Here is a 23,623-nt window from a genome sequence, read left to right as displayed (position 1 = left end):
CCCTCCCGTGGTCCGGAACAGCTCGTCGGCACCCGGGAGACTCACTCGGCGGGGCGGCACCGGTCGAGCACCTCCCTGGCGAGCTGGCGGTAGGCGGCGGCACCGACCGAGTTGGTCGCGTACGTCGTGATGGGCTCGCCGGCGACGGTGGTCTCCGGGAAGCGCACGGTCCGCCCGATGACGGTGTGGAAGACGTGCTCGCCGAACGCCTCGACGACGCGCGCCAGCACCTCGCGGCTGTGCACGGTGCGCGAGTCGTACATGGTGGCCAGGATGCCGTCCAGGCGCAGCTCGGGGTTGAGCCGCTCGCACACCTTCTCGATGGTCTCGGTCAGCAGCGCGACACCGCGCAGCGCGAAGAACTCGCACTCCAGCGGGACGATCACGCTGTGAGCGGCCGTCAACGCATTGACCGTCAGCAGGCCCAGCGAGGGCTGGCAGTCGATGATGACGTAGTCGTAGTCGGGCAGCAGCGGCTTCAGGGCGCGCGCCAGCGCGGACTCCCGGGCCACCTCGCTGACCAGCTGCACCTCGGCGGCGGAGAGGTCGATGTTGGAGGGCAGCAGGTCCATTCCCGGGACCGCCGTCTTCAGCAGCACTTCATCGGCCGTCAGGCCCCGCTCCATGAGCAGGTTGTAGACGGTGACGTCGAGCTCCATCGGGTTGACGCCGAGGCCGACCGAGAGCGCGCCCTGCGGGTCGAAGTCGACGAGCAGCACCCGGCGGCCGTACTCGGCCAGCGCCGCGCCCAGGTTGATGGTCGACGTGGTCTTGCCGACGCCGCCCTTCTGGTTGCACATGGCGATGATCTGGGCGGGGCCGTGCTCGGCGACCGGCGCGGGGATCGGGAAGTACGGCAGCGGACGGCCGGTGGGGCCGACCCGCTCGCGGCGCTGCCGCGCGGCGTCGGGGGCCAGCGTGGCGGCGTACTCCGGGTCCGGCTCGTACTCGGCGTCCGGGTCGTCGTAGGCGCCGTAGGCGAACTCGCCGTAGGCCAGGCCGTAGGCCGCCAAGTCGGCGTCGTGATCGGTCACCGTGGTCACCTGTGCTGTGTTCTGGCGTGCTTCGAAAGTACGGAGTGCGACCGAGCCGACCTCGGCCGAGCCCACGGAGGGCTGCCGGGCCCCGGACTCCTCACTCGGCTGGCCGGCGGTGAGCTCCGCCAGTCCTGGCTGACCACCCCCGGGAGCAATTGTCGACTCATTCACAAGTCGTCTTACCTCCTTGGGTCATCCAGGACTCTATGTCGATTCGTCAGCGTGGCAGCATGCCGACGGTTTGCGACTCTAGGCCGTTCAAGGCGTTCGCAGCAACACAATCCACGGTAGTGGGCAGGATGTGTCGAGTATCGAGCGGGCTGCTGTCAAGGGATGAGAGGGTCACCGGCCCCAACGTTTCTGCGGGCGGGTGACGTGACCGACAGATATTGACGACAGAGCGACCTGCCCGGTCCACCCGCTGATCACGGGCACGGCGAAGCCCCCGGCCCGAAGGGATCGGGTCGGGGGCGAACGACCGCCGGGCGGTCAGGGGGTTCAGGCGAGCACGCTCTCCAGGGAGACCGACTCCAGGCCGAAGGCCTCGGCCACGGCCGGGAAGGTGATCTGGCCCTCGTGCACGTTCAGGCCCTTGGCGAGCGCCTCGTCGCGGCGCAGCGCCTCCTTCCACCCGCGGTTGGCCAGCTCCAGCACGTACGGCATGGTGGCGTTGGTCAGCGCGTAGGTGGAGGTGTTCGGGACGGCGCCCGGCATGTTGGCCACGCAGTAGAAGACCGAGTTGTGGACCGTGAAGGTCGGGTCGTCGTGCGTGGTGGCGTGCGAGTCCTCGAAGCAGCCGCCCTGGTCGATGGCGATGTCGACGAGCACGGAGCCCGGCTTCATGCGGGAGACCAGCTCGTTGGTGACCAGCTTCGGGGCCTTGGCGCCCGGGATCAGCACGGCACCGACGACCAGGTCGGCCTCCACGACGGCCTTCTCCAGCTCGAAGGCGTTCGACACGATGGTCTTGACCTTGGTGCCGAAGATGCGGTCGGCCTCGCGCAGCTTGTTGATGTCGCGGTCCAGCAGGGTCACCTCGTAACCCATGCCGACGGCGATGGTGGCCGCGTGCCAGCCGGAGACGCCACCGCCGATGACGACGGCCTTGGCCGGGTGGGTGCCGGGCACGCCGCCCGGCAGGGTGCCGCGGCCGCCGGCCGGGCGCATCAGGTGGTACGAGCCGACCTGCGGGGCCAGGCGGCCCGCGACCTCGGACATCGGGGCGAGCAGCGGCAGCGCGCCGTTCGACAGCTGCACGGTCTCGTACGCGATGGCGGTGGTGCCCGAGGCGACCAGCGCGTCGGTGCCGGCCCGGTCGGCCGCCAGGTGGAGGTACGTGAAGAGGGTCTGACCCTTGCGCAGCCGGTGGTACTCGGAGGCGATGGGCTCCTTGACCTTCAGCAGCAGGTCGGCGGTGGCCCACACCTCGTCGGCGGTGGGGAGGATGGTGGCGCCGGCGGCCACGTACTCCTCGTTCGGGATCGAGGAGCCGACACCGGCGTTGTCCTCGATGTAGACCTCGTGTCCGTTACGGACCAGCTCATGCACGCCGGCGGGCGTGATGGCCACGCGGTACTCGTGGTTCTTGACCTCGCGGGGGATGCCGACCTTCACGGGTGAACACGTCCTCTTGCCATGGGGGTCCCGACCGGAGAAGACCGGTGGGCGACGCGCACGTGGGGAAGCCTCCGGGGCAGCCCGGGGCGGGATCGCTGCGCGACTGAGTCCGAGTGTAATGAAGCCCAGTCGGCGTGTCAGCCTTCCAAAGTGAATAATTTTCCCGCACACATTGGCAGGTTCGTAGGCTTCCCCTGCGACTTACCCGCCAAAGACGTCCCAACCGGGCATCTTCGACAATACCCCCGAAATGCCTGTCACCACCCGGCATCCACGCGTTCCCGCAGGTCCGCGAGGGCCCCGCCGACGGCCTCCCGGCCCCGCTCGTCGCCCAGCCGGCGCAGCACCGCGAGCGCGGCCCGGTACTCCCGGTCGGCCTCGTCGAAACGGCGCTGCGCGGTGTGCGCCTCGGCCACCCGGGCCAGCAGCCGGGCCTCGGCCGCGTGGTCCCCGAGGGCCTGCCGCAGGCCGAGCGCCCGCCCGTACCAGTCGGCGGCCCGCACCGCGTCGCCGAGCGCCCGGTGACAGTTGGCGGCGCTCTCCAGGGCCCGGGCGCAGAGCGGTTCGTCGTCGGCCCTGCGGGCGTGCTCCAGGGCGGCCCGGTAGTGGACGGCGGCCGGCTCCCAGCGGCCCGCCGAGGCCTGGAGGTCGCCCAGGTTGAGCAGCGCGGCCGAGGCCCGGCGGGGCCGGCCTGCGCGCTCGGCGACGGTCAGCACCAGCTCGTGCAGCCGGTAGAGGTCGGTGGGGGCGGCGGCTCCGGTCAGCGGCAGCGTCCGCAGCAGCGCGGTGACCAGCCGCCCGGCCGAACCGTCCAGGTCGCCCTGGCCGATCGCGTCGGCCACCGCGCCGAGCAGCAGCTCCCGCTCGCCGAGCAGCCATTCGCGGGCGTGCGCGGCCGACCGCAGCCGCAGCGGGGCGGGCAGCGGCTCCGGGACGGGGCCGACCGCCGGGTCGAGCAGCGCGCGGGCCGACTCGGTGAGCCGGACCATCCGCTCCAGCAGCCGGGCCCGGGCGAGCTCGGTCTCGGTGGGCCGGTCCTCCTGCTCGCGCAGCCGGACCAGCCGGGGGTACAGCCGCCCGGGCACCCGGTATCGCGCGGTGCCGTCGGCGGCCGGCGCCTCCTCGCCGAGCAGCTCCCGCTCGGCGAGCGCGGCCAGCGTCACGGCCGCGTCCGGTACCGGGCAACCGACCAGCGCGGAGGCGGTGCGCGGGTCGGCGGTCTGCGCCGGGGCCAGGGTGAGGGTGCGCAGCATCCGCGCCTGGGCGGCCGGCAGCCCGCGGTACAGCAGGGTGAACGCGCCGAGCAGCGGGTCGTTGTCGGGGACGGGCACCGGCTCGGCCGGCTCCGGGCCGGGCTTCACCCAGGCCGCCGGATCACCGGCCGACTCCGTCGCCGCGGCAGCGGAAGCGGCACCGGCACCGGCACCGCGAGAGACAGCCGCACCGGCACCGGGAGCGGACTCACCGGCCCGGCCCTGCGGCGCCGCCCCCGTCCCCGTCCCCGTCCCCGGGAGCGCCTTCCCCGGGACGGGCTTGCCGGCCCCCTGCTTGCCCGACGGACCCGACGCCGCCCCGCCCGCCCCTGTGGCCCCGATCACCCCCGTGGCACCAGCAGCCCCGGCGACCCCGGCCGGAGCGGCCCCGGAGGACCTCGCCGCCCGCTCCCGCTCCCGCTCCCCTTCCCTCTTCCCCGGTGCCCTGCCCGGCCCCTTCTGCTTCTCCCTCTGCTTCTCCCTCTCCTTTTCCTTCTGCCTGTCCTTCTCCTCGACCCCGGCGCCCGCGCCCGCACCCGCACCCGCACCCGCACCCGCACCCGCACCCGCACCCGCACCCGCACCCGCGGCAGGGTCCACCGAAGCCCCCGTGACCGTCGTCTCCTCCCCCACCACCCGGTTGAGCTCGCGCGCCGCCTCGGTGACCGCGATCTTCGGGTTCCCGCGCAGCCACCCCGCCATCAGCCGCAGCGCGGCCGGCCGGGCGGCGCAGGCCTCGGCCAGGTCGGCACCGCCGACCGGGTCGCAGGAGATCCGGGTGCCGCCGACCAGGTCGGCCAGCAGCTCGCCGGAGGCCTGCCGGTCCAGCCCGCCGAGGATCACCGGGTCGATGTCCTCGATCCCGGTGAGCGGTCCGGCCGTGGTGGCGAGCACCAGGCAGCCGGGCTCGTCGGTCAGCAGCGGCCACACCTGCCCGGCGTCCCGGACGTCGTCCAGCACGAGCAGCACCCGCAGCCCGGCGAGCGCCTCGCGCAGCGCCGCACAGCCCGGTTCGTCCCGCCCGTCCTCGCCGGCGCCGGGCAGCGGCACGACGGCCTGCGGGTCGAGCTGTTCCAGCAGCAGCCGGGCGGCCCGGGCCGGCGGCACCCGGCCGCCGTCCGGGGCGGACAGCCGTACGAACAGCACGCCGTCCGGGTAGTCGGCGGCGACGGTACGGGCGAAGCGGGCCGCCAGCACGGTCCGGCCGGAGCCGGGACGCCCGGCCAGCACCAGCACCGGGCAGCGTCCGCTCGCCGGGCGGGCGGCGGCCGCCCGCAGCGCGGCCAGCTCGGCGCGCCGCCCGACGAACAGCGCGGGCCCGGCCGGCAGCCGCTCAAGGCCCGGGACGGCCCCGGCGGGCGCGCCGGGGCCGGGGTCCATCGTCGCCGTCTTCCTCGCCACCCGTGCCACTCCCGACGTCATCACGCGCTCGGCATCCGACGCTCGGCATCCGGTGCCCAGCCTCCGGAGTTCAGCGGAGGCGGCCCGGGACGGGCGCCCTGTCTGCGAAGCGTAGTTCGACCGTCCGGCTCAGCCGAGGTGACATCCGGTCGTACGAATCGGCAAATCACCCCAACGACTCAACGCACGGCGGCCGGCCGTCCCCCGACCGGCCCTCTCGTCCCCCGTCTGCCGCCCCGGACCCGGACCGACCACCCCGCCCCGTCCGCCCCCGCCCAACCCGCCCCCCGGGGCCCGACCGGCCGCCCCGGAACCCGACGGAACCGCCTCAGGCCTCGAAGGGACGGGCCGGCCAGGGCGAGTCCGCCGGGCGCAGCGCGTCCAGCCCGTCCGGGCCGGTGAGCGCGGCGTGCACCGCGAGGGTGCCGGTGACCAGGGTCGGGTTGTGCAGCTTCCCGGCCTGGATCAGCCGGATCAGCTCCGGCACCGGCACCCAGGCGACCTCGATCTCCTGCTCCTCGCCCTCGGCCGCGTAGCGCTCGCCCTCGGCCGGCGCCAGGTCGGTGGCCAGGAACATCCGCAGCGCCTCGTCGGTGCCGCCCGGGGAGGTGTAGTAGTCGGCGAGGATCCGCCAGGTGCCGGCCTTGCAGTACGCCTCCTCGTACAGCTCGCGCTGCGCGGCGCGCCACGGGTTCTCGCCGGGCACGTCGAGCAGGCCGGCCGGCAGCTCCCACAGCCGCTGGCGCACCGGATGGCGGTACTGGCGCAGCACCAGCACCCGCTGCTCGTCGTCCAGGGCGAGCACCGAGACCGAGCCGGGGTGGGTCTGGTAGTCGCGGCGCGCCCAGCTGCCGTCGGGCATCCGGACCTCCTCGCTGCGCACCCCGGTGACCTTGCCCTGGAACGGCGTTCCGCTCTCCCGGACCTCCCACTCCTCGGCCACGTCGAAGATCCCCTGGCGGCCCTGCTCGTCCATCGCTCTCCCCTTTTCGTCAGTACGACACAATCTAACGCCGAACGGCGGCCCCGCGGGAATCGCGGGGCCGCCGTCCGGTGAACGAGCGCTGTCGACGACTGCGGCCGACGACAGCCGACCGCAACGACCGGGGACTACTCGGAGGCCGCGGTCTTGATCTCGATGGCCGCCTTGACCAGGCCCGCGAACAGCGGGTGCGGGCGGGTCGGGCGGGACTTCAGCTCCGGGTGGGCCTGGGTGGCCACCAGGTAGGGGTGCACCTCGCGCGGGTACTCGACGTACTCGACCAGGTCGCCCTTGGGCGAGAGGCCGGAGAACACCAGGCCGGTCTTCTCCAGGTCCGCGCGGTAGGAGTTGTTGACCTCGTAGCGGTGGCGGTGGCGCTCCTCGACGTACTGCTCGCCGTCGTAGACCTCGCGGACGATCGAGCCCTCGGCGAGCTTGGCCGGGTACAGGCCCAGGCGCATGGTGCCGCCCAGGTCGCCCTTGCCGTCGACGATGGCCAGCTGCTCGGCCATCGTGGAGATGACCGGGTGCTTGGCGGCGGCGTCGAACTCGGTGGAGTTGGCCTCCGGCAGGCCGGCCAGGTTGCGGGCCGCCTCGATGACCACGCACTGCAGGCCCAGGCACAGGCCCAGCAGCGGGACCTTGTTCTCGCGGGCGAAGGTGATCGCACCGACCTTGCCGTTGACGCCGCGGTCGCCGAAGCCGCCGGGGATGCAGATCGCGTCGACGTCGCCGAGCTGCGCCCGGGCGCCCTCGGGGGTCTCGCAGTCGTCCGAGGTGACCCACTTGATCTCGACCCGGGCGTTGTTGGCGAAACCGCCGGCGCGCAGCGCCTCGGTCACCGACAGGTACGCGTCCGGCAGGTCGATGTACTTGCCGACCAGGGCGACCTTGACGATGTGCTGCGGCTCGTGGACGCGGCGCAGCAGGTCGTCCCAGGTGGTCCAGTCCACGTCGCGGAACGGCAGGTCCAGGCGGCGCACCACGTAGGCGTCCAGGCCCTCGCCGTGCAGCACCTTGGGGATGTCGTAGATCGACTTGGCGTCGATGGCCGCGACCACGGCCTCCTCGTCCACGTCGCACATCAGCGAGATCTTGCGCTTGATCGCCTGCGGGACCTCGCGGTCGGCGCGCAGCACGATCGCGTCGGGCTGGATGCCGATGTTGCGCAGCGCGGCGACGGAGTGCTGGGTGGGCTTGGTCTTCAGCTCGCCCGAGGGGCCGATGTACGGCAGCAGGGACACGTGCACGAAGAACACGTTGTCCCGGCCGACCTCGTGGCGGACCTGGCGGACGGCCTCCAGGAACGGCAGCGACTCGATGTCGCCGACGGTGCCGCCGACCTCGGTGATCACCACGTCGACGTCCTCGGTCGCCATCCGGCGGATCCGGGACTTGATCTCGTTGGTGATGTGCGGGATGACCTGGACGGTGTCGCCCAGGTACTCGCCGCGGCGCTCCTTGGCGATGACGGTCGAGTACACCTGGCCGGTGGTGACGTTCGCCGAGCCGTGCAGGTTGGTGTCCAGGAACCGCTCGTAGTGGCCGATGTCCAGGTCGGTCTCGGCGCCGTCGTCGGTGACGAACACCTCACCGTGCTGGAACGGGTTCATGGTGCCCGGGTCCACGTTGAGGTACGGGTCGAGCTTCTGCATCGTCACGCGCAGGCCGCGGGCCTTGAGCAACGCGCCGAGGCTGGAGGCGGTGAGCCCCTTTCCGAGAGAAGAGGCGACACCCCCGGTGACGAAGAGGTGCTTGGTCGTCACGGCGCGGCCGTTCGCTGCCTTGCCGGAATGGGGCTGTGCCAAGAGGGGGCTCCCGTGGGTCGCGTGTCGAAGCAGACGTGGGCGGGAGGCTCGGGGTTCGCCGGGCGACGGAGGCCGGCTCGGTGCGCGGCGCTCGTTGGGTCGTCGGTTCGGCTGGTCCGGGGCGTTTGATCCCGCCGGTCCACGGGATACCAGGGTATCAGCGACCGGACCCGAACGCCGTTCCGGGCCGCGCGCGCCGTTCCGGGGGCGCGCGCGGGGCGCACCACCGGCGCATCACGCGCCACAGATTTCACACCGGTCGCACAACCCGCCGGACCGGGCCAGAGCGCGGTATCCGTCCGGACCATCGCGGCTCATCCGGCCGGACCAGCCGGAGGTGATCCTTCCGGACCATCCTGCGCCGCGCCCTCGCGATGCACGGCATTTCCGCCGAATTGCGGCGCCACACCGGGCTGCGCCCGCGTGCTTCGCCCCTTTCGTCCGTCGTAAGCTGCTCGGACGCATCGCCGACAGCACGAGCACGCGGAGGGCGTGGGAGGGTCAGGACACTCCCGGTCCCCGATGCGCGACCGGACCTCCCCGTATTCCAGCCCATCCCCACCCACTCCAGGGGCTCGACCGAGCCCCGCGGACACTCCAGCAAGGCCTGCCACCACCCCCGGCAGGCCGGACGTCCCGGGGTGGACCTCCGGCCCCGCAGACCGCTCGCTCCCTCCGCTCGCCGATGCCCTGACCACATTGCGAACTGGAGATCCACGTGGCCGGCCGTATCGAGGACTACGCACTCATCGGGGACATGCAGACCGCTGCCCTGGTCAGCAGGGACGGGGCGGTGGACTGGCTCTGCCTTCCCCGCTTCGACTCGCCGGCCGTGTTCGCCGGCCTGCTCGGCACCGATGAACACGGCTTCTGGCGGATCGGCCCGGCCGAGGCCGTCCTGACCGAGGTCCCCGCGCCGGCCGCCGCCACGCCCCCCGCCGACACGGGCCGGGCCCGCGTCGCCGACACCGCCGACCTGCGGGTGCCCCCGCCCACCGCCGCCGCCCCCGCCGTGCCCGCCGACCGCCGCCGCTACCGGGGCGACTCGCTGGTCCTGGAGCAGGAGTGGGACACCGAAGGCGGCACCGTCCGGGTGATCGACTTCATGCCGCCGCGCCCGCTGGCCGGCAAGGACGCCGTCCCCCAGGTGATCCGGATCGTCGAGGGCGTCACCGGCACCGTGCGGATGCGCTCGGCCGTGCGGATGCGTTTCTCCTACGGCCGCATCGTGCCCTGGGTGCACCGCGTCGAACAGGCCGACGGCGGCCACCGCACCGTCGCCGTCGCCGGCCCCGACTCGGTCTGGCTGGACGGCGAGGCCGAGACCTACGGCCGCGACCTCACCACCTACGCCGACTTCACCGTCACCGCCGGCGAGCGGATCGCCTTCGCCCTCACCTGGCAGGCCTCCCACCTCGACCCGCCCAGGCCCCCGGACGCCGAGGGGATGCTCGACGCCACCGCCGACTTCTGGCACGAGTGGGCCGACCAGTGCACCTACCAGGGCCCCTACCGCGAGGCCGTGATCCGCTCCCTGATCACCCTCAAGGGCCTCACCTACGCCCCCACCGGCGGCATCGTCGCCGCCCCCACCACCTCCCTGCCCGAGGACATCGGCGGCGAACGCAACTGGGACTACCGCTACACCTGGCTGCGCGACGCCGCCATCACCCTCTCCTCCCTGCTGCGCACCGGCTACCGCGAGGAGGCCCGCGCCTGGCGCGAGTGGCTGCTGCGCGCGGTGGCCGGCGACCCGGAGAACCTCCAGATCATGTACGGCATCGCCGGCGAGCGCGAGCTCACCGAGTCCTCGCTGGACTGGCTGCCCGGCTACGAGGGCTCCCAGCCCGTCCGGGTCGGCAACGGCGCCGCCGGACAGCTCCAGCTCGACGTCTACGGCGAGGTCGTCGAGGCCCTGCACCTGGCCCACATGACCGGCCTGGTCCGCAACGACCACGCCCACCACCTCCAGCTGCGCCTGATCGACTACCTGGAGGAGCACTGGCAGGAGCCGGACGAGGGCATCTGGGAGGTCCGCGGCCCGCGCCGGCACTTCGTCCACTCCAAGGTGATGGCCTGGGTCGCCGTCGACCGGACCATCAAGCTGCTGGAGCAGACCCCCGAGGACGAGCCCACCCCTGGCCACCTGGAGCGCTGGCGCGCGCTGCGCGCGCTGATCCACGCGGACGTCTGCGAGAAGGGCTACGACCCGGAGCGCAACACCTTCACCCAGTACTACGGCGGCAAGGAGCTGGACGCCTCGCTGCTGCTGATCCCCCAGGTCGGCTTCCTGCCCCCGGACGACAAGCGCGTCATCGGCACCATCGAGGCGATCCAGCGCGAACTGTCCACCGAGGACGGCTTCGTCCTGCGCTACCCGACCCACGACGAGAGCGGCAACAACGTCGACGGCCTCTCCGGCCACGAGGGCGCCTTCCTGGCCTGCTCGTTCTGGCTGGCCGACGACCTCGCCATGATCGGCCGGGTGCAGGAGGCCCGCGAACTGTTCGACCGGCTGCTGGCGCTGCGCAACGACCTGGGCCTGCTCGCCGAGGAGTGGGACCCCCGGCTCAAGCGCCAGGTCGGCAACTTCCCCCAGGCCTTCAGCCACGTCCCGCTGATCGACACCGCGCTGCGGCTGACCGCCTGCGGCGCCGCGTACCTGTCCGCCCAGCCGGACGGCCCGGCCGCCGACCGGGTCGAGCGGGCCACCGTCTAGCGGGCCTCCGTCCAGCGGGCCTCCGTCCGGAAGCGGTCTAGCCGCGCTGCACCAGCTCGTCGTAGGTGCTGAGCACCTGGGCGACGGTGGCGGCCTCGTCCGGCCAGGTCTCGGCCTGCTGCCGGCCCGCCGCCACCAGCTGCTCGCGGCGGGCCGGGTCGGCCAGCAGGGCGCGCACCGCGCGACCGAGCGCCTCCGGGTCGCCGGGGGGCACCAGTACGGCGGCGTCGCCGACCAGTTCGGGGATGCCGCCGACGGCGGTGGCGACCACCGGCACGCCGGCCCGCATCGCCTCCTGCACCACCAGCGAGCGGGCCTCCCAGCGGCTGGAGATCACCACCACGTCGGCGGCGGCCAGCAGGTCGGGCACGTCGGTGCGGTAGCCGAGCAACCGCACCGGCAGCTTCTCCGCGGCCGTCCGCTCGCGCAGCACGCCCGCCTCCGGGCCGTCCCCGGCGAGCAGCACCAGCGGCTCCGGGTCCAGCGCGGACAGCTCCCGGGTGGCGTCCAGCAGCACTCCGAAGGCCTTCTGCGGGACGAGCCGGCCGACCGCCAGCACCAGCGGGCGGTCCGGGTCCGCGCCGAGCAGCGCGGTACGGGCCTCGGTGCGGGCGAGCTGCCCGTCGGGCATCGGCGGGGCCGCCACCGGGCCCAGCCGGGCGTCGGTGGCGCCCAGTTCGCGGGCCCGGGCGACCAGGTCGGAGGAGGCGCCGAGAACCAGGTCGGCGGCGCGCGCCACCCGGCGCTCCATCAGCCGCTGCAGCCGGCGCTCCATCCCGGTGGCCAGCAGCGCGTGGTGCGAGGTGACCACCAGCGGGGTCTCCGGGCGCAGGCCCGGGAAGCGGCCGGCGGTGCGCAGCGCCAGGTCGGACAGCAGCCCGGCGCGCAGCCCGTGGGCGTGCACCACGTCGGCGCCGGTGAAGGCCCGGCGCAGCTCGCCGATCGCGGTGGCGTCGCTGCGGGCACCCGCGGTGGGGGTGATGTCGACGGTGTGGAACCGGGCACCCGTGCGGGAGAAGCCGAACAGCGCGTCCGCGCCGGCCGGCGCGCAGACCGTGACGTTCACTCCGTGCGCGACCAGGCCCTGGGCCAGGGAGCGCACGTGCGCACCGATGCCGCCGGTGCTGGCGGCCAGGACGAGTACCACGTGCAGCTGCCCCGGTTCGGGGACGGCCGCGGTGGCCCGGGCGGCGGAATGGTCCACGTCGTCTCGCATCCGACTCGATCAGGTTCGCGCGCCGCCTCGCGAGGATTGCCCGCCCGGCGGCGCTCGGGGCTGGAAAGCCAGTTGTCCAGGCGCCACCATGCCAGGTCGGCGGCCCTCTTGGACAGTCGGCGCCACCGGGGCGCGTCGCCGGTGTCCGAGGGGGCCGCCGGCGCCGGCTACCGGCGGCGCGGGGCCCGCGCGGCGGCCAACAGCTCCTCGGCGTGGGCGCGGCCCAGCTCCGAGTCCTCCAGGCCGGCCAGCATCCGGGAGAGTTCGCGCACCCGCTCCTCGTCGTTCAGCACCTTGACGCCGCTGCGGGTCACGGTGCCGTCGTTGGTCTTCACCACCACCAGGTGCCGGTCGGCGAACGCGGCGACCTGCGGGAGGTGGGTGACCACCACGACCTGGGCGGACTCGGCCAGCTTGGCCAGCCGGCGGCCGATCTCGACCGCGGCCTTGCCGCCGACGCCCGCGTCCACCTCGTCGAACAGGTAGGTGGGGACGGGGTCGGCGCCCGCGAAGACCACCTCGACGGCGAGCATCACGCGGGACAGCTCACCGCCGGAGGCGCCCTTGGCGATCGGGCGCGGCTGGGCGCCCGGGTGCGGGGCCAGCAGCACCTCCACCTCGTCCACGCCGTGCGGACCGTAGGCGACGGTGCGCCCGCCGACCTCGATCCCGGCCAGGTCGTCGACCTGGCCGATCGAGAAGGTCACCCGGGCGTGCGGCATGGCCAGTTCGGCGAGTTCCGCGGAGACCGCGTCGGCGAACCGTCCGGCCGCGGCGTGCCGGGCCCGCGAGACCTCGGCGGCCAGCTCGGCCAGCTCGGCCCGCAGCTCGGTCTCCCGGGCGCCCAGCTCGTCGATCCGGTCGTCGTCGCCGTCGAGTTCGGCGAGCCGCACCGCCCCGGCCTCGGCCCAGGCGATCACCTCGGCGAGCGAGTTCTCCTCGCCGCCGTACTTGCGCAGCAGCTGGGCCAGTACGGCCCGGCGGTCCTCGACGGCGGACAGGCGCACCGGGTCGGCGTCCAGGTCGTCCGCGTAGCCGGCCAGGTCGCCGGCCACGTCGGCGAGCAGGTAGCCGACCTCGTTGAGGCGGTCGGCCAGGGCGGCCAGCCGCTCGTCGTGGTGGCGCACGGCGTCCAGGGCCCGGCGGGACTGGGCGAGCAGGGTGCCCGCGTCCAGCGCCTCCGGGTCGACCGGGTCGCCGGCCAGGGCGGCGTGGGCGAGGGTCGCGGCGGAGGACAGCGCGTCGGCGTGGCCGAGCCGCTCGGCCTCGGCGGCCAGCTCCGCGTCCTCGCCGGCCACCGGCTCGGCGGCGGCGATCTCGTCCAGGCCGAAGCGCAGCAGATCGGCCTCCTGGGCGCGCTCGCGGGCCCGGGTGGTCAGCTCCTCCAGGGTCGCGGAGACCTCGCGCAGGACGCGGTAGGTCTCCCGGTAGCGGGCCAGCGGCCCGGCCACCGAGGCGCCCGCGTACCGGTCCAGCGCGCCGCGCTGGCGGGCCGGGCGCAGCAGGCGCTGCTGGTCGGTCTGGCCGTGCACGGCGATCAGGTCCTCGCCGAGCTCGGCGAGCAGCCCGACCGGGACGGACCGGCCGCCGACGTGCGCCCGGGAGCGGCCCTCGGCGGAGACGGTCCGGCTGATCAGCAGCGCGCCGTCGTCCAGTTCGGCCCCCGCCTCGATCGCGCGGGCCGCCGCCGGGGAGTCGGCGGGCAGCTCCAGCCGGCCCTCCACGACGGCGCGTCCGGTGCCGTTGCGCACCAGGCCCGGGTCGGCGCGGCCGCCGAGCAGCAGGCCCAGGCTCGTCACGACCATGGTCTTTCCGGCGCCGGTCTCACCGGTCACGGCGGTGAAGCCGGGGGCGAGTTCGACCACCGCGTCGTCGATGACCCCAAGATCCCGTATCCGCATCTCGTCCAACACGGAGACGACCTTACGAGGTTCCGCCCCCGGCGCGCGACGAACGACAACGGCGCGCGGCAACTCCGTGCCCGGAAGTTCATCCCTTCCGGGAGTCCTCGGCGGCCACCGGCACGGTGCACCAGCGCAGGAAGAGCTGCGCCATCGGGCCGATGGCCAGCGCGTACGCGACGGTGCCGACCCCGGCGGTGCCGCCGAGCAGCACACCGGCGGTGAGGACCGTCACCTCGATGCCGGTCCGGAGAAGTCGCAGCGAACGGCCGGTGCGCCGGTGCAGGCCGGTCATCAGGCCGTCGCGCGGGCCGGGGCCGAGCCGGGCGCCGATGTAGAGGCCGGTGGCCAGGCCGTTGAGGACGATCGCCCCGGCCGACAGCGCGATCCGGACGGGCAGGGCGCCGGGGCCGCCGACGACCCGCAGGGTGAGGTCCATGGCCGCGCCGATCAGCAGCACGTTGGCGACGGTGCCCAGGCCGGGGCGCTGGCGCAGCGGGATCCACAGCAGCAGGACGAGGGCCCCGCAGATCGTCACCCAGGCGCCGACCGACAGCCCGACGGTGCGCTGCAGGCCCTGGTGCAGGACGTCCCAGGGGTCGAGGCCGAGGCCGGAGCGGAGCATCAGCGCCATGCTCACGCCGTACAGGACGAGGCCGGCGAACAGCTGCGGTATCCGGCGGCCGAGGGCGTGGGTGTCGCCGAACACCCGGACGGCGAGGCTCCGCCCGGCGGCCGGTGCGGGGGCGGTGGTGGCGGCCGATGCCGGTGTGGTCGTGGTGGCCAAGGCGTGCTCCTGCGGTGGTGCTGCACCACCGGGGCACCCGGTGGTGGCGGCCGGCACGGCCGCCCTGCCATGATGGCCAGTCCAAAGCGGCCTGCTCCAGGGCCAATCTCTAGCAAGTGGACTTATTCAGCCATGGTCGACTGGCACACCACCGTCACCCCGCCCGCCCTGGCGCGACTGCTCGCCACCGCCCGGCTCCCCGAGCCGGCCGCCGCCCGCCGCCCCGCCTACCGCACCCTGGCCGGGCAGATCCGGCTGCTGGTCACCGAGGGCCGGCTGCCGGTCGGCGCCCGACTGCCCGCCGAACGCGAGCTGGCCACCGCCCTCGCGATGAGCCGCACCACCGTCGCCACCGCGTACGAGACCCTGCGCGGCGACGGCTACCTGCGCAGCCGGCGCGGCGCGGGCAGCTGGACCGCCCTGCCCGAGGGCGCCCCGCCACCCAGCGAGGCCCTGCACCCCGTCCCGCCGGACGAGCAGAGCCGCATGCTGGACCTCGGCGTCGCCGCCCCGCCCGCCCCCCAGCCCTGGGTCGGCCAGGCCGCCGCCCGGGCCGTCGAACAGCTGCCGCACTACGCCGCCGGGCACGGCCACTACCCCACCGGCGTCCCGGTGCTGCGCGAGGCCGTCGCCCGCCGCTTCACCGAGCGCGGACTGCCCACCACCCCCGACCAGATCCTGATCACCACCGGCGCCATGGGCGCCCTGCACCTGCTCCAGCGGACCCTGATCGGCCGCGGCGACCGGGTCGCCGTCGAGGCGCCCAGCTACGCGAACACCCTGCAGGCGCTGCGGCTGGCCGGCGCGCGCCTGGTCCCGGTGCCGTACGCCTGGACTCCGCGGCCCGCCTGGGACCTCGACGAGTGGCGGCGGGTGCTGCGCGGCGCCGGCCCCAAGGTCGCCTACCTGATCCCGGACTTCCACAACCCGACCGGCACCCTGATCGACGAGGAGCAGCGCCGCGAACTGCTGGCCGCCGCCCGGGCCGCCGGAAGCATCGTGCTGGCGGACGAGACCACCGCCGAACTCGGCTGGGGCGTCCCGCCCTCCGCCCCGCTGCCGCGACCCATGGCCGCACTGGACCGCTCCGCCCAGGTGGTCACCGTCGGCTCGGCCGGAAAGCTGCTCTGGGGCGGTCTGCGGATCGGCTGGGTCCGGGCCGCGCCGGCGCTGGTGCGCCGCCTGGCCACCGAGCGGGTCTACAGCGACGTCGGCACCCCGGTGCTGGACCAGCTGATCGCCGCCGAACTGCTGGGCGAACTGCTGCCCGACGTCCGGGAGCACCAGCTGACCCGGCTGCGGGCCACCGCGCGGGCCTTCGCCGCCGCCCTGCCCGAACGGCTGCCCGACTGGAGCTTCACCGTGCCGACCGGCGGTCTCTCGCTGTGGGTCTCCACCGGCGGCCTGTCCGGCGCCGCGCTGGCCCGGGCCGGGGAGCGCGGCGGGGTCCGGATCGCCTCGGGCAACCGCTTCGGCTCGGACGGCGCCTTCGAGCACCACATCCGCCTCCCGGTCACCGTGCCCGCCGCGACCGTCCCCGCCGCCGTCGAACGCCTCGCCGCCCTGGCCGCCCAGGCGGCGGCCGACGGACGGCTCGAACCGGCCGACGAGGCCCAGCCGCTGGCGGTCTGACGGTACGCCAGCGGCCTGCGATCGGCCGGTGCGCGACCCCGGGACAGGCGAAAGCCCCTGGCGCGCACCGGCCTCGGCACATCCGGACGAGCCGCGGCCGGCCGCCCGCCGGCCTGCCCGTCCGCCGGCCTCCTGCCGGGAGGTGCTAGCAGTGGTCGGCCCGGCCGCGCCAACCCGTCACCGGCAGCGCGAACTTGGCCACCAGCCGGTCGGTGAACGGCGCCCGGTGCAGCCTCGCCAGCCGCACCGGAGTCCGGCCCCGGCGGACCTCCACCCGCGCCCCGGCGGGCAGTTCGACCGAACGCCGCCCGTCGCACCAGAGCACACCGTGCGGGGTCTTGGGCTGCACCTCGACCGCCAGCACCGACTCCGGCGAGGTCACCAGCGGGCGGGCGAACAGCGCGTGCGCGGAGATCGGCACCATCAGCAGCGCCTCCACCTCCGGCCACACCACCGGCCCGCCGCCGGAGAACGCGTACGCGGTGGAGCCGGTCGGCGTCGCGCACACCACGCCGTCACAGCCGAAGTTGGAGACCGGACGGCCGTCCACCTCGGTCACCACCTCCAGCATCCGCTCCCGCGCCGCCTTCTCGATCGAGGCCTCGTTCAGCGCCCAGTCCTCGTGGACCACATCGCCGTTGGTGCGGACGATGACATCGATCGTCATCCGCTCCTCGACCTCGTAGTCGGCGTCCACCACCCGCTCCACCACCACGGCCAGGTCGTCCCGCTCGGCCTCGGCGAGGAAGCCCACCCGGCCCAGGTTGATCCCGAGCATCGGCAGCCCGTGCGAGCGCGCCAGCTCCGCCCCGCGCAGCAGCGTCCCGTCCCCGCCGGCCACCAGGATCAGCTCGCAGCCGTCCGCCGCCCCGGGGCCCTCCGCCACCTTCTCGACGCCCTCCGGCAGGTCCAGGTCGACCGCCTCGGCCTCCAGCAGTCTGATCCGAAGACCCGCCTTCAGCAGCCCGTGCACCAGGGCCTCGACGCTGCGCAGCGCCGCCTCCCGGCCGGTGTGCGCGATCAGGAAGACCGTACGTTCTTCATCGCTCATGCCGCTGCCCTCTCCCTAACGCCTGCCGGGTCGCCCTTGGCCCCGGTGCGGCCGCGCCATACGGCATGACGGGCCGGACGCTCGCAAGGCACCCTACCGGGGCCCCTCCGCCACGGCCCGGTCCGCCTCCGCGGGGTCCAGCTGCGGGGCGTCCCGGCGCAGCCAGAGGAAGTACTCGACGTTGCCGGACGGCCCCGGCAGGGGGCTCGCGGTGACCGCGCGCACGCCCAGCCCGAGCTCCCACGCCTGCCCCGCGACCTGGCGCACCATCTCGGCGCGCAGCTGCGGGCTGCGCACCACACCACCGCTGCCCAGACGCTCCTTGCCGATCTCGAACTGGGGCTTGACCATCAGCACCAGGTCGGCGTCCCCGGCCGCGCAGGAGGCGAGGGCCGGGAGCACCAGGCCCAGCGAGATGAACGACAGGTCGCCCACCACCAGGTCCACCGGGGTGCCGCCGATCAGGTCCGGAGTCAGCTCGCGCACATTGGTGCGGTCCATCACGGTGACCCGGTCGTCGCTCTGCAGCGACCAGGCCAGCTGCCCGTACCCGACGTCCACCGCCAGCACCCGCGCGGCCCCGGCCCGCAGCAGCACGTCGGTGAAGCCGCCGGTGGAGGCGCCCGCGTCCAGCGCCCGGCGGCCCTCGACCACCAGGCCCTGCGGCACGAAGGCCGCGAACGCGCCGGCGAGCTTGTGGCCGCCGCGCGAGACGTAGTCGGGGTCGTTGTCGTCCTTGGCCACCACGACCGCCGCCGAGGTCTCCACCTGGGTGGCCGGCTTGGTCGCGGTGGCGCCGCCGACGGTCACCCGGCCGGCCGCGATCAGCTCGGACGCGTGCTCACGCGATCGGGCCAGCTTGCGGCGGACCAGTTCCGCGTCGAGTCGGCGTCGTGCCACTGCCACTGGTGTTCAGCTCCTACGGATCCTGCGGGTCATACCTGATCGAGCGCGGCCAGTGTGTCGACCAGCCGCTGGTGAACATCTTCGTACACCGCGACGTGTGCCTCGGCCGGGACCCCGTCCAGAGCCTCCAGCCGGGCCAGGCCGGCGTCCACTCCGGGGTGGCCGGTGAGGACCGGCTCGACGCCCAGCGGCTCCACGGGGGCGATCATGTCCGACGCCCCGGCGTCCCGGACGGACTCGGGCGGTTCACTCGTCCCGGGCATCGGGCTTCTTCGTGCTGGTGGCCTTGCGGACGGTGGTCTTCCTGGTCGCGGCACGCTTCGCGGGCGTCCCGGACCGGGTGGCGGCCTCGGACCGGGCCTCGGTCTGCTTGGCGGTGGCGGTCTTCTTGACGGTCGTCGTCCTCTTCTTCGCGGTGGCCTTCCCGGCCGCCGTCCCCTTCCCGGCCGTCCCCTTCGTCGCCGGCTTCTCGGCCGTGCTCTTCCTCGGCGTGCTCTTCTTGGCGGCGCTCTTCTTCGCCGGACTCTCCCCGGCGGCGCTCTCCCCGGCCGGGCTCTCCTCGGCCGGGCCCTTCTTCGCCGGGCCCTTCTTCGCCAGGCCCTCCCCGGCGGAACTCACCCCGGCCGCGGGCGCCTCCGGCGGGACCGGGGCGGCCCGGGACACGGGCGGAACCGGTGGATCGACCTCGACCGGCTCGTCCACCTCCACCCGCTCGGCGACTATCGGCTCCCCCGTCGCCGGGACCGCCGAGCGCTCCTCCTCGAACTCCCAGCCGCGCCCGAACAGGTCACCGGCCCGCGGCGCCGGCACCGGCTCCTCGGCCTCGTACGACCCCGGCCCGGATCCGGCCGCCGGGGCCTCCTCCTCGACCTCGCGCAGCTTGGTCTCCAGGTACGCCAGCACCACGCCGACCTTGGTCACCTGGTCGCCGACCTTCTCGAAGACCTTCTCCGCCTCGTTGCGCGCCACACCGACCGCCAGGTCCACCCCGGCGCGCCCGGCGGTGACCGCCTCCCCGGCCAGGGTCTGCAAGGTCTCCACCGACGGCGGGAACTGGCCGCCCAGCCGGCGCTCGACCCCGGCGACGTCCACCCCGGCCTTCTCCAGGATCGAGGTCGCCGTCCCGACGACCAGCTTGCCGACCTCCTCGACCACTCCGGCGGCGGTCTCCACCACTCCCCGAACCGTCCTCGGCAGCATCCGGGTGCCTCCCAATCGCGTACGTGCGTCGCTCCGTCGCCCTCACTACCCGGGCCGTTCCGGGCACCCCACGGACGACGTCCGGGCACCCCACGGACGACGCTACCGCCAAAACCCGCCTGAGGTACCGTGGCCCGCAGTCAGCACCGTAGCGACCGGGGGAGGGAGCCGCCCGTGGCGAACGCCGAGGAGTGCCGGGAGGCACTGGAGCAGCTCAGCCGGAACATGGCGAAGTCCACCGGCGACGTCCGCAAGGCCGCGGCCCTCGACCGTTCGCTCAGCTGCCGGATCACCGACCTCGACCTGACCTTCACCGGGCGACTGCGCGACGGCCGGATCCAGGACGTGGTGGTCTCCCCCGGCGCCCCGGCCGGGAAGGCGGAGATCCGGCTCACCATGACCAGCGACGACCTGGTCGCACTGGTCGGCGGGCGGCTCGGCTTCGCCTCCGCCTGGGCGAGCGGCCGGGTCAGGCTGGAGGCGGGCTTCCGCGACCTGCTGCGACTGCGCACCCTGCTCTGAGCCGGGCCGCCGAACCGGTCCCGGGTTCGGCCGCCGGGCCCGTCCCGGACCCGGCCCGGATTCGGCCCTCGGACCCGGCCGTCGGACCCGGCGCTGCCGAGGGCGGCCCCGGGTCGACCGCCGACCTGTTCTCAGAACCCCAGATCGGCCAGCGCCTTGCGGCCGTCCACCGGCGCGCCGCCCGCGTCCAGCACCGTCCACGCCGCCGCGCACAGCGCCCGCAGGCCGTCCCAGCGGTCCCCCGCCCCGGACAGCCGCAGCACACCGGCCTCGACGCCCGCGACCCAGCCGCCGCACCCGAAGCCGCCGTCCACGGCCGCCACCGCGGGGTGGGGGACGAGCAGTCCGCGCAGGTCTGCGGCCAGGTAGGTCGGCCGGTGCTCGACCGGGGCCGCCAGCAGCAGCTCCGGCGTGGTCACCCCGGTGAACACCAGCAGGCTGTCCACCCCGCCGTTGAACGCGCCCTCGATGTCGGTGTCCAGCCGGTCCCCGACCACCAGCGGACGCTCCGCACCGGTACGCAGCACGGTCTCCCGGTGCATCGGCGGCAGCGGCTTGCCCGCCACCTCCGGCTCCACCCCGGTCGCCGCCCGCACCGCCGCCACCAGGGTGCCGTTGCCGGGCGCGATGCCACGGGCCCTCGGCACCGTCAGGTCCAGGTTGGACGCCACCCACGGCAGACCGCTCTGCACGGCGTACGAGGCCTCCGCCAGGTCCGTCCACCCCACCGAGGGGTCGAAGCCCTGGACCACCGCGAGCGGGCCGTCGGCCAACGAGCGGACCGCGACCAGCCCCAGCTCGGCCAGCGCCTCCTCCAGTCCGAGCCCACCCACGACCAGCACCTTCGAGCCGGCCGGCACCTTCTCGGCGACCAGCCGGGCGGCGGCCTGGGCCGAGTTGATCACGTCGGCCGGCTCGGCCGGGACGCCCAGCTCGGTCAGGTGCTCGGCCACCACCCGCGGCGGGCGGGAGGCGTTGTTGGTCACGTAGGCGAGCCGCATCCCGGCCGTGCGGGCGGCGTCCAGCGCGTCCACCGCGTGCTCGATCGCGTGCGCGCCCGCGTAGACCACGCCGTCCAGGTCCAGCAGCGCGGTGTCGTACGCGTCGGTCAGCGGCCGCTCGCTGCCGCCGGGGGCGGTCCGTCGCACGGGGGTGGCCGTCTCGGTCATGGCTGCGCTACCTCATTCACTGCGTCGTCGTTCACTGCGTCGTCCGCGCCGCACGTCCTCGTGCGGTGCGGCTTCCGTCACTCGTGCGTGGCGGAGCCTGTCACGGCGTCCGTCACTGGTCCGCCACGGTTTCCGTCACTCGTCCGTCACGGCGTCCGCCACGGCTTCCGTCACGGCGTGCGGCCGGTCGTCGCACCGACCGGTCAGGCGCCGCTGTCGGCACCGTTGCCCGCGCCTGCGTCGTCCGCCGACCCTCCGGCCGGGCCCTCGGCACCCGCCGGGGGCGCCGCGTACCCGGGTGCTCCCGGCAGCAGCGGGCCGTACGCCCCGGCCCGGGCCGCCAGGGTCGCGCGGGTCTGCCGCAGCGCCTGCCGGTAGTGGTCGCTCTCCGGCCGCATCGCCACGGCCAGCGCCAGGTGCTCGGCGGAGGTCTCGAAATCGCCCAGCCGGGCCGCCGCGACGCCCCACCCGAACTGAGCGTAGTCGTCCGCCGGGTCGGCGAGCGCCACGGCGCGGAAGTTCCCGAGGGCCGCCGCGTACGAGCCCGCGTCGAACTGGGCGCGCGCCAACGCCTCCCGGATGCTGCGCGAGTGCGGCTCGGCCGCCACCGCCCGGGCGAGCAGCTGCTCGGCGGCCGCCGGATGCCCCTGGGCGAGCAGCTGGGCACCCCGGCGGAACCAGTCGTACACGTCCCCGGCGGGCTCCCCGGAACGGCTCTGCCGCGGCACCCCTCCGACTCCGGTGCCGCCGACCCCTGCGCCGCCGACCCCTGCGTCACCGCCCGGTGCTTCGTCGCCCGGTGCACGGCCCGGCACGCCGCCGGCCGGAGCATCCCCGCGGGTGGCACCGACCGGCCCGACCGGTCCGCCCGACTCGACCGGGCCGCCGCCGTCCACCCGTTCCTGCCCGTCGTCCATGCCGTACCTCGCCCTCGGTCGCACACCCGGCCCACGACTCGGCACGGGCATTCCGATCTCTCAACAACGCGTACCCGGTTACGATGCCCAGAATGAGCACACCCAGTGCAGAAGACGGAGTCGAGACTCCCGAGGGCGGCCCCGGTGATCCCGGGCACGTCGCCACCGCCGGCCTGTCCCTGTCCCCCTTCCGCGGCCTGCGCTACGTCCCCGACCGGGTCGGCGCCCTGGCCGCGGTGATGTCCCCGCCGTACGACGTCGTGGATCCGGGCCGCCGGCTCGACCTGGAGACCGCCGACCCGCACAACGTGGTCCGGCTGATCCTTCCCAGGCCCGAGCCCGAGGACGCCGGCGACCGCCCCGACCGCGACACCCGCTACCGGCACGCCGCCCGGCTCCTGGCCGCCTGGCAGCGCGAGGGCGTCCTGGCCGCCGACCCCGAGCCCGCGCTCTACGTCTACGAGCAACGGGTGCCGGCCACCGACGACTCCCCCGAACTGCTCCAGCGCGGCCTGATCGGCGCCCTCGCGGTGAGCGGCCGCGAGGGCGGCGTGGTGCTCCCGCACGAGGACGTGATGCCGCGGCCCGTCGCCGACCGGGTCGGCCTGATGCGCACCACCCGGGCCAACCTGGAACCGCTGCTGCTCACCTACCGGGGCAACGGCGGCGCCTCCGGCGTGATCGAACGGACGGTCGAGCGCGAGCCGCTGCTCTCCACCGCCACCAGCGACGGCACCCATCACCGGCTGTGGGCGGTCACCGACCCCGCCGAGATCGCCGGGATCAGCCGCGACCTCGCCACCTGCCGGGCGCTGATCGCCGACGGCCACCACCGCTGGGAGATGTACCTGCGCCTCCAGCGCGAGCACCGCCACCTGCCGCGCAGCCCCTGGGACCGCGGCCTGGTGCTCCTGGTGGACACCGCCCGCTACCCGCTGCGCGTTCGCGCCATCCACCGCGTGCTGTACCGGCTGCCGGTGGCCGAGGCACTGGAGCGGCTCGGCGACCAGTGGAAGGTCAAGGAGGTCCCCGGGCCGCTGTCCGCCGCGCTCCAGGCCCTCGCCGAGCAGAAGCGGCACGGCGGCAACGGCTTCGTCCTCACCGGCGGCGACGGCGTCTACTGGCTGCTCGGCGAGCCCGAGGAGTCCCTGCTCGACGCCACCGTGCCGCAGGGCCGGCCCGAGGAGTGGCGCCACCTGGACGCCACCGTCCTGCACGCCACCCTGCTGGACCACACCTGGCACGTCCCCGACGGCCCGGACGACATCGGCTACCTGCACACCGCGGTGGCCGCCGAGCAGGAGGCCGCGCGCACCGGCGGCACCGCCGTCCTGCTGCACCCGGTCCGGGAGTCGGTGGTGAGACGGCTGGCCGAACAGGGCGTCACCATGCCGCGCAAGTCCACCTCCTTCGGGCCGAAGCCGGCCACCGGGCTGGTGCTGCGCAACCTCGCACTGGGCTGACGACCCCGCCGGCCCGGGCACCGGGCCGGAACGCCGTGAGGC

At 74.7% G+C, this 23,623-nt stretch carries 18 protein-coding genes; 4 read left to right on the top strand and 14 right to left on the bottom strand.

The genetic code is table 11. The annotated features are described in order from the left end of the window. Positions 1–41: 41 nt before the first annotated feature. From ACFVHV_RS01895 to ACFVHV_RS01875, 5 genes are all read right to left on the bottom strand, one after another. On the bottom strand, positions 42–1,109 hold the full coding sequence (locus tag ACFVHV_RS01895; RefSeq protein WP_030245868.1) for a ParA family protein: 1,068 nt from the start codon (positions 1,107–1,109) through the stop codon (positions 42–44). Between the two features lie 426 nt (positions 1,110–1,535). Then, complete coding sequence (gene ald, locus ACFVHV_RS01890; RefSeq protein ID WP_359899199.1) at positions 1,536–2,651, bottom strand: alanine dehydrogenase; 1,116 nt, start codon at positions 2,649–2,651, stop codon at positions 1,536–1,538. A gap of 260 nt (positions 2,652–2,911) precedes the next feature. Next, entirely contained in the window at positions 2,912–5,308 is a 2,397-nt protein-coding gene (locus ACFVHV_RS01885; protein WP_380348100.1) for an AAA family ATPase, read from the bottom strand. A 328-nt stretch (positions 5,309–5,636) separates the two neighbouring features. Next, positions 5,637–6,284, bottom strand: coding sequence for an NUDIX domain-containing protein (locus ACFVHV_RS01880; RefSeq protein ID WP_380348098.1), 648 nt, complete (start codon positions 6,282–6,284; stop codon positions 5,637–5,639). Between the two features lie 134 nt (positions 6,285–6,418). After that, positions 6,419–8,098 (bottom strand): CTP synthase, encoded by a 1,680-nt coding sequence (locus tag ACFVHV_RS01875; protein WP_359899194.1) that lies wholly within the window; start codon positions 8,096–8,098, stop codon positions 6,419–6,421. Positions 8,099–8,816: 718 nt separating this feature from the next. Between ACFVHV_RS01875 and ACFVHV_RS01870 the strand changes: the two genes are divergently transcribed. Continuing rightward, positions 8,817–10,817, top strand: a complete 2,001-nt coding sequence (locus ACFVHV_RS01870) for a glycoside hydrolase family 15 protein (protein ID WP_380348096.1) — start codon at positions 8,817–8,819, stop codon at positions 10,815–10,817. A gap of 37 nt (positions 10,818–10,854) precedes the next feature. Here the strand turns inward: ACFVHV_RS01870 and ACFVHV_RS01865 are convergent, their stop codons facing one another. The 3 genes from ACFVHV_RS01865 to ACFVHV_RS01855 form a co-directional block, all read right to left on the bottom strand. After that, positions 10,855–12,033, bottom strand: coding sequence for a glycosyltransferase family 4 protein (locus tag ACFVHV_RS01865; RefSeq protein ID WP_359899190.1), 1,179 nt, complete (start codon positions 12,031–12,033; stop codon positions 10,855–10,857). A 167-nt stretch (positions 12,034–12,200) separates the two neighbouring features. Beyond that, positions 12,201–13,934, bottom strand: coding sequence for a DNA repair protein RecN (recN, locus tag ACFVHV_RS01860; RefSeq protein WP_359899308.1), 1,734 nt, complete (start codon positions 13,932–13,934; stop codon positions 12,201–12,203). Between the two features lie 88 nt (positions 13,935–14,022). Then, positions 14,023–14,643, bottom strand: coding sequence for a hypothetical protein (locus tag ACFVHV_RS01855; protein ID WP_359899306.1), 621 nt, complete (start codon positions 14,641–14,643; stop codon positions 14,023–14,025). Positions 14,644–14,853: 210 nt separating this feature from the next. Between ACFVHV_RS01855 and ACFVHV_RS01850 the strand changes: the two genes are divergently transcribed. Further along, on the top strand, positions 14,854–16,353 hold the full coding sequence (locus ACFVHV_RS01850; RefSeq protein ID WP_380348094.1) for a PLP-dependent aminotransferase family protein: 1,500 nt from the start codon (positions 14,854–14,856) through the stop codon (positions 16,351–16,353). Between the two features lie 145 nt (positions 16,354–16,498). On the opposite strand, the gene ACFVHV_RS01845 is transcribed toward ACFVHV_RS01850, so the two are convergent. The 4 genes from ACFVHV_RS01845 to ACFVHV_RS01830 form a co-directional block, all read right to left on the bottom strand. Next, positions 16,499–17,404 (bottom strand): NAD kinase, encoded by a 906-nt coding sequence (locus ACFVHV_RS01845; RefSeq protein WP_359899187.1) that lies wholly within the window; start codon positions 17,402–17,404, stop codon positions 16,499–16,501. A 93-nt stretch (positions 17,405–17,497) separates the two neighbouring features. Then, positions 17,498–18,304, bottom strand: coding sequence for a TlyA family RNA methyltransferase (locus ACFVHV_RS01840; protein ID WP_380348288.1), 807 nt, complete (start codon positions 18,302–18,304; stop codon positions 17,498–17,500). Positions 18,305–18,339: 35 nt separating this feature from the next. Next, positions 18,340–18,573: a hypothetical protein gene (locus tag ACFVHV_RS01835; protein WP_380348092.1), complete on the bottom strand. Its 234-nt coding sequence runs from the start codon at positions 18,571–18,573 to the stop codon at positions 18,340–18,342. After that, positions 18,557–19,486, bottom strand: a complete 930-nt coding sequence (locus ACFVHV_RS01830) for a hypothetical protein (RefSeq protein WP_380348090.1) — start codon at positions 19,484–19,486, stop codon at positions 18,557–18,559. The genes ACFVHV_RS01835 and ACFVHV_RS01830 overlap by 17 nt, the downstream gene beginning before the upstream one ends. Before the next feature lie 198 nt (positions 19,487–19,684). On the opposite strand from ACFVHV_RS01830, the gene ACFVHV_RS01825 reads away from it, so the two are divergent. After that, a complete protein-coding gene (locus ACFVHV_RS01825) occupies positions 19,685–20,032 on the top strand; it encodes an SCP2 sterol-binding domain-containing protein (protein WP_359899181.1) in 348 nt (115 codons plus the stop codon). Between the two features lie 131 nt (positions 20,033–20,163). Here the strand turns inward: ACFVHV_RS01825 and ACFVHV_RS01820 are convergent, their stop codons facing one another. Together ACFVHV_RS01820 and ACFVHV_RS01815 are read right to left on the bottom strand one after the other, a co-directional pair. Continuing rightward, positions 20,164–21,201, bottom strand: coding sequence for an HAD-IIA family hydrolase (locus tag ACFVHV_RS01820; protein ID WP_359899179.1), 1,038 nt, complete (start codon positions 21,199–21,201; stop codon positions 20,164–20,166). A 203-nt stretch (positions 21,202–21,404) separates the two neighbouring features. Further along, positions 21,405–22,118, bottom strand: coding sequence for a tetratricopeptide repeat protein (locus ACFVHV_RS01815; RefSeq protein ID WP_380348087.1), 714 nt, complete (start codon positions 22,116–22,118; stop codon positions 21,405–21,407). Positions 22,119–22,210: 92 nt separating this feature from the next. Between ACFVHV_RS01815 and ACFVHV_RS01810 the strand changes: the two genes are divergently transcribed. After that, complete coding sequence (locus ACFVHV_RS01810) at positions 22,211–23,581, top strand: DUF1015 domain-containing protein (RefSeq protein WP_359899175.1); 1,371 nt, start codon at positions 22,211–22,213, stop codon at positions 23,579–23,581. Positions 23,582–23,623 lie beyond the last annotated feature (42 nt).

Source organism: Kitasatospora sp. NPDC127116, from assembly GCF_042677365.1.
Taxonomy (GTDB): domain Bacteria; phylum Actinomycetota; class Actinomycetes; order Streptomycetales; family Streptomycetaceae; genus Kitasatospora; species Kitasatospora lactacystinica.
This window is presented reverse-complemented; position numbering and strand designations above follow the sequence as displayed.

Bases quoted from the DNA above. Each gene is read 5' to 3' on its own strand.
- ACFVHV_RS01845 (WP_359899187.1), bottom strand. From the start codon at position 17,404: ATGAGCGATGAAGAACGTACGGTCTTCCTGATCGCGCACACCGGCCGG.
- ACFVHV_RS01865 (WP_359899190.1), bottom strand. From the start codon at position 12,033: ATGCGAGACGACGTGGACCATTCCGCCGCCCGGGCCACCGCGGCCGTC.
- ACFVHV_RS01820 (WP_359899179.1), bottom strand. From the start codon at position 21,201: ATGACCGAGACGGCCACCCCCGTGCGACGGACCGCCCCCGGCGGCAGC.
- ACFVHV_RS01835 (WP_380348092.1), bottom strand. From the start codon at position 18,573: ATGCCCGGGACGAGTGAACCGCCCGAGTCCGTCCGGGACGCCGGGGCG.
- ACFVHV_RS01880 (WP_380348098.1), bottom strand. From the start codon at position 6,284: ATGGACGAGCAGGGCCGCCAGGGGATCTTCGACGTGGCCGAGGAGTGG.
- recN (WP_359899308.1), bottom strand. From the start codon at position 13,934: ATGCGGATACGGGATCTTGGGGTCATCGACGACGCGGTGGTCGAACTC.
- ACFVHV_RS01810 (WP_359899175.1), top strand. From the start codon at position 22,211: ATGAGCACACCCAGTGCAGAAGACGGAGTCGAGACTCCCGAGGGCGGC.
- ACFVHV_RS01815 (WP_380348087.1), bottom strand. From the start codon at position 22,118: ATGGACGACGGGCAGGAACGGGTGGACGGCGGCGGCCCGGTCGAGTCG.
- ACFVHV_RS01850 (WP_380348094.1), top strand. From the start codon at position 14,854: ATGGTCGACTGGCACACCACCGTCACCCCGCCCGCCCTGGCGCGACTG.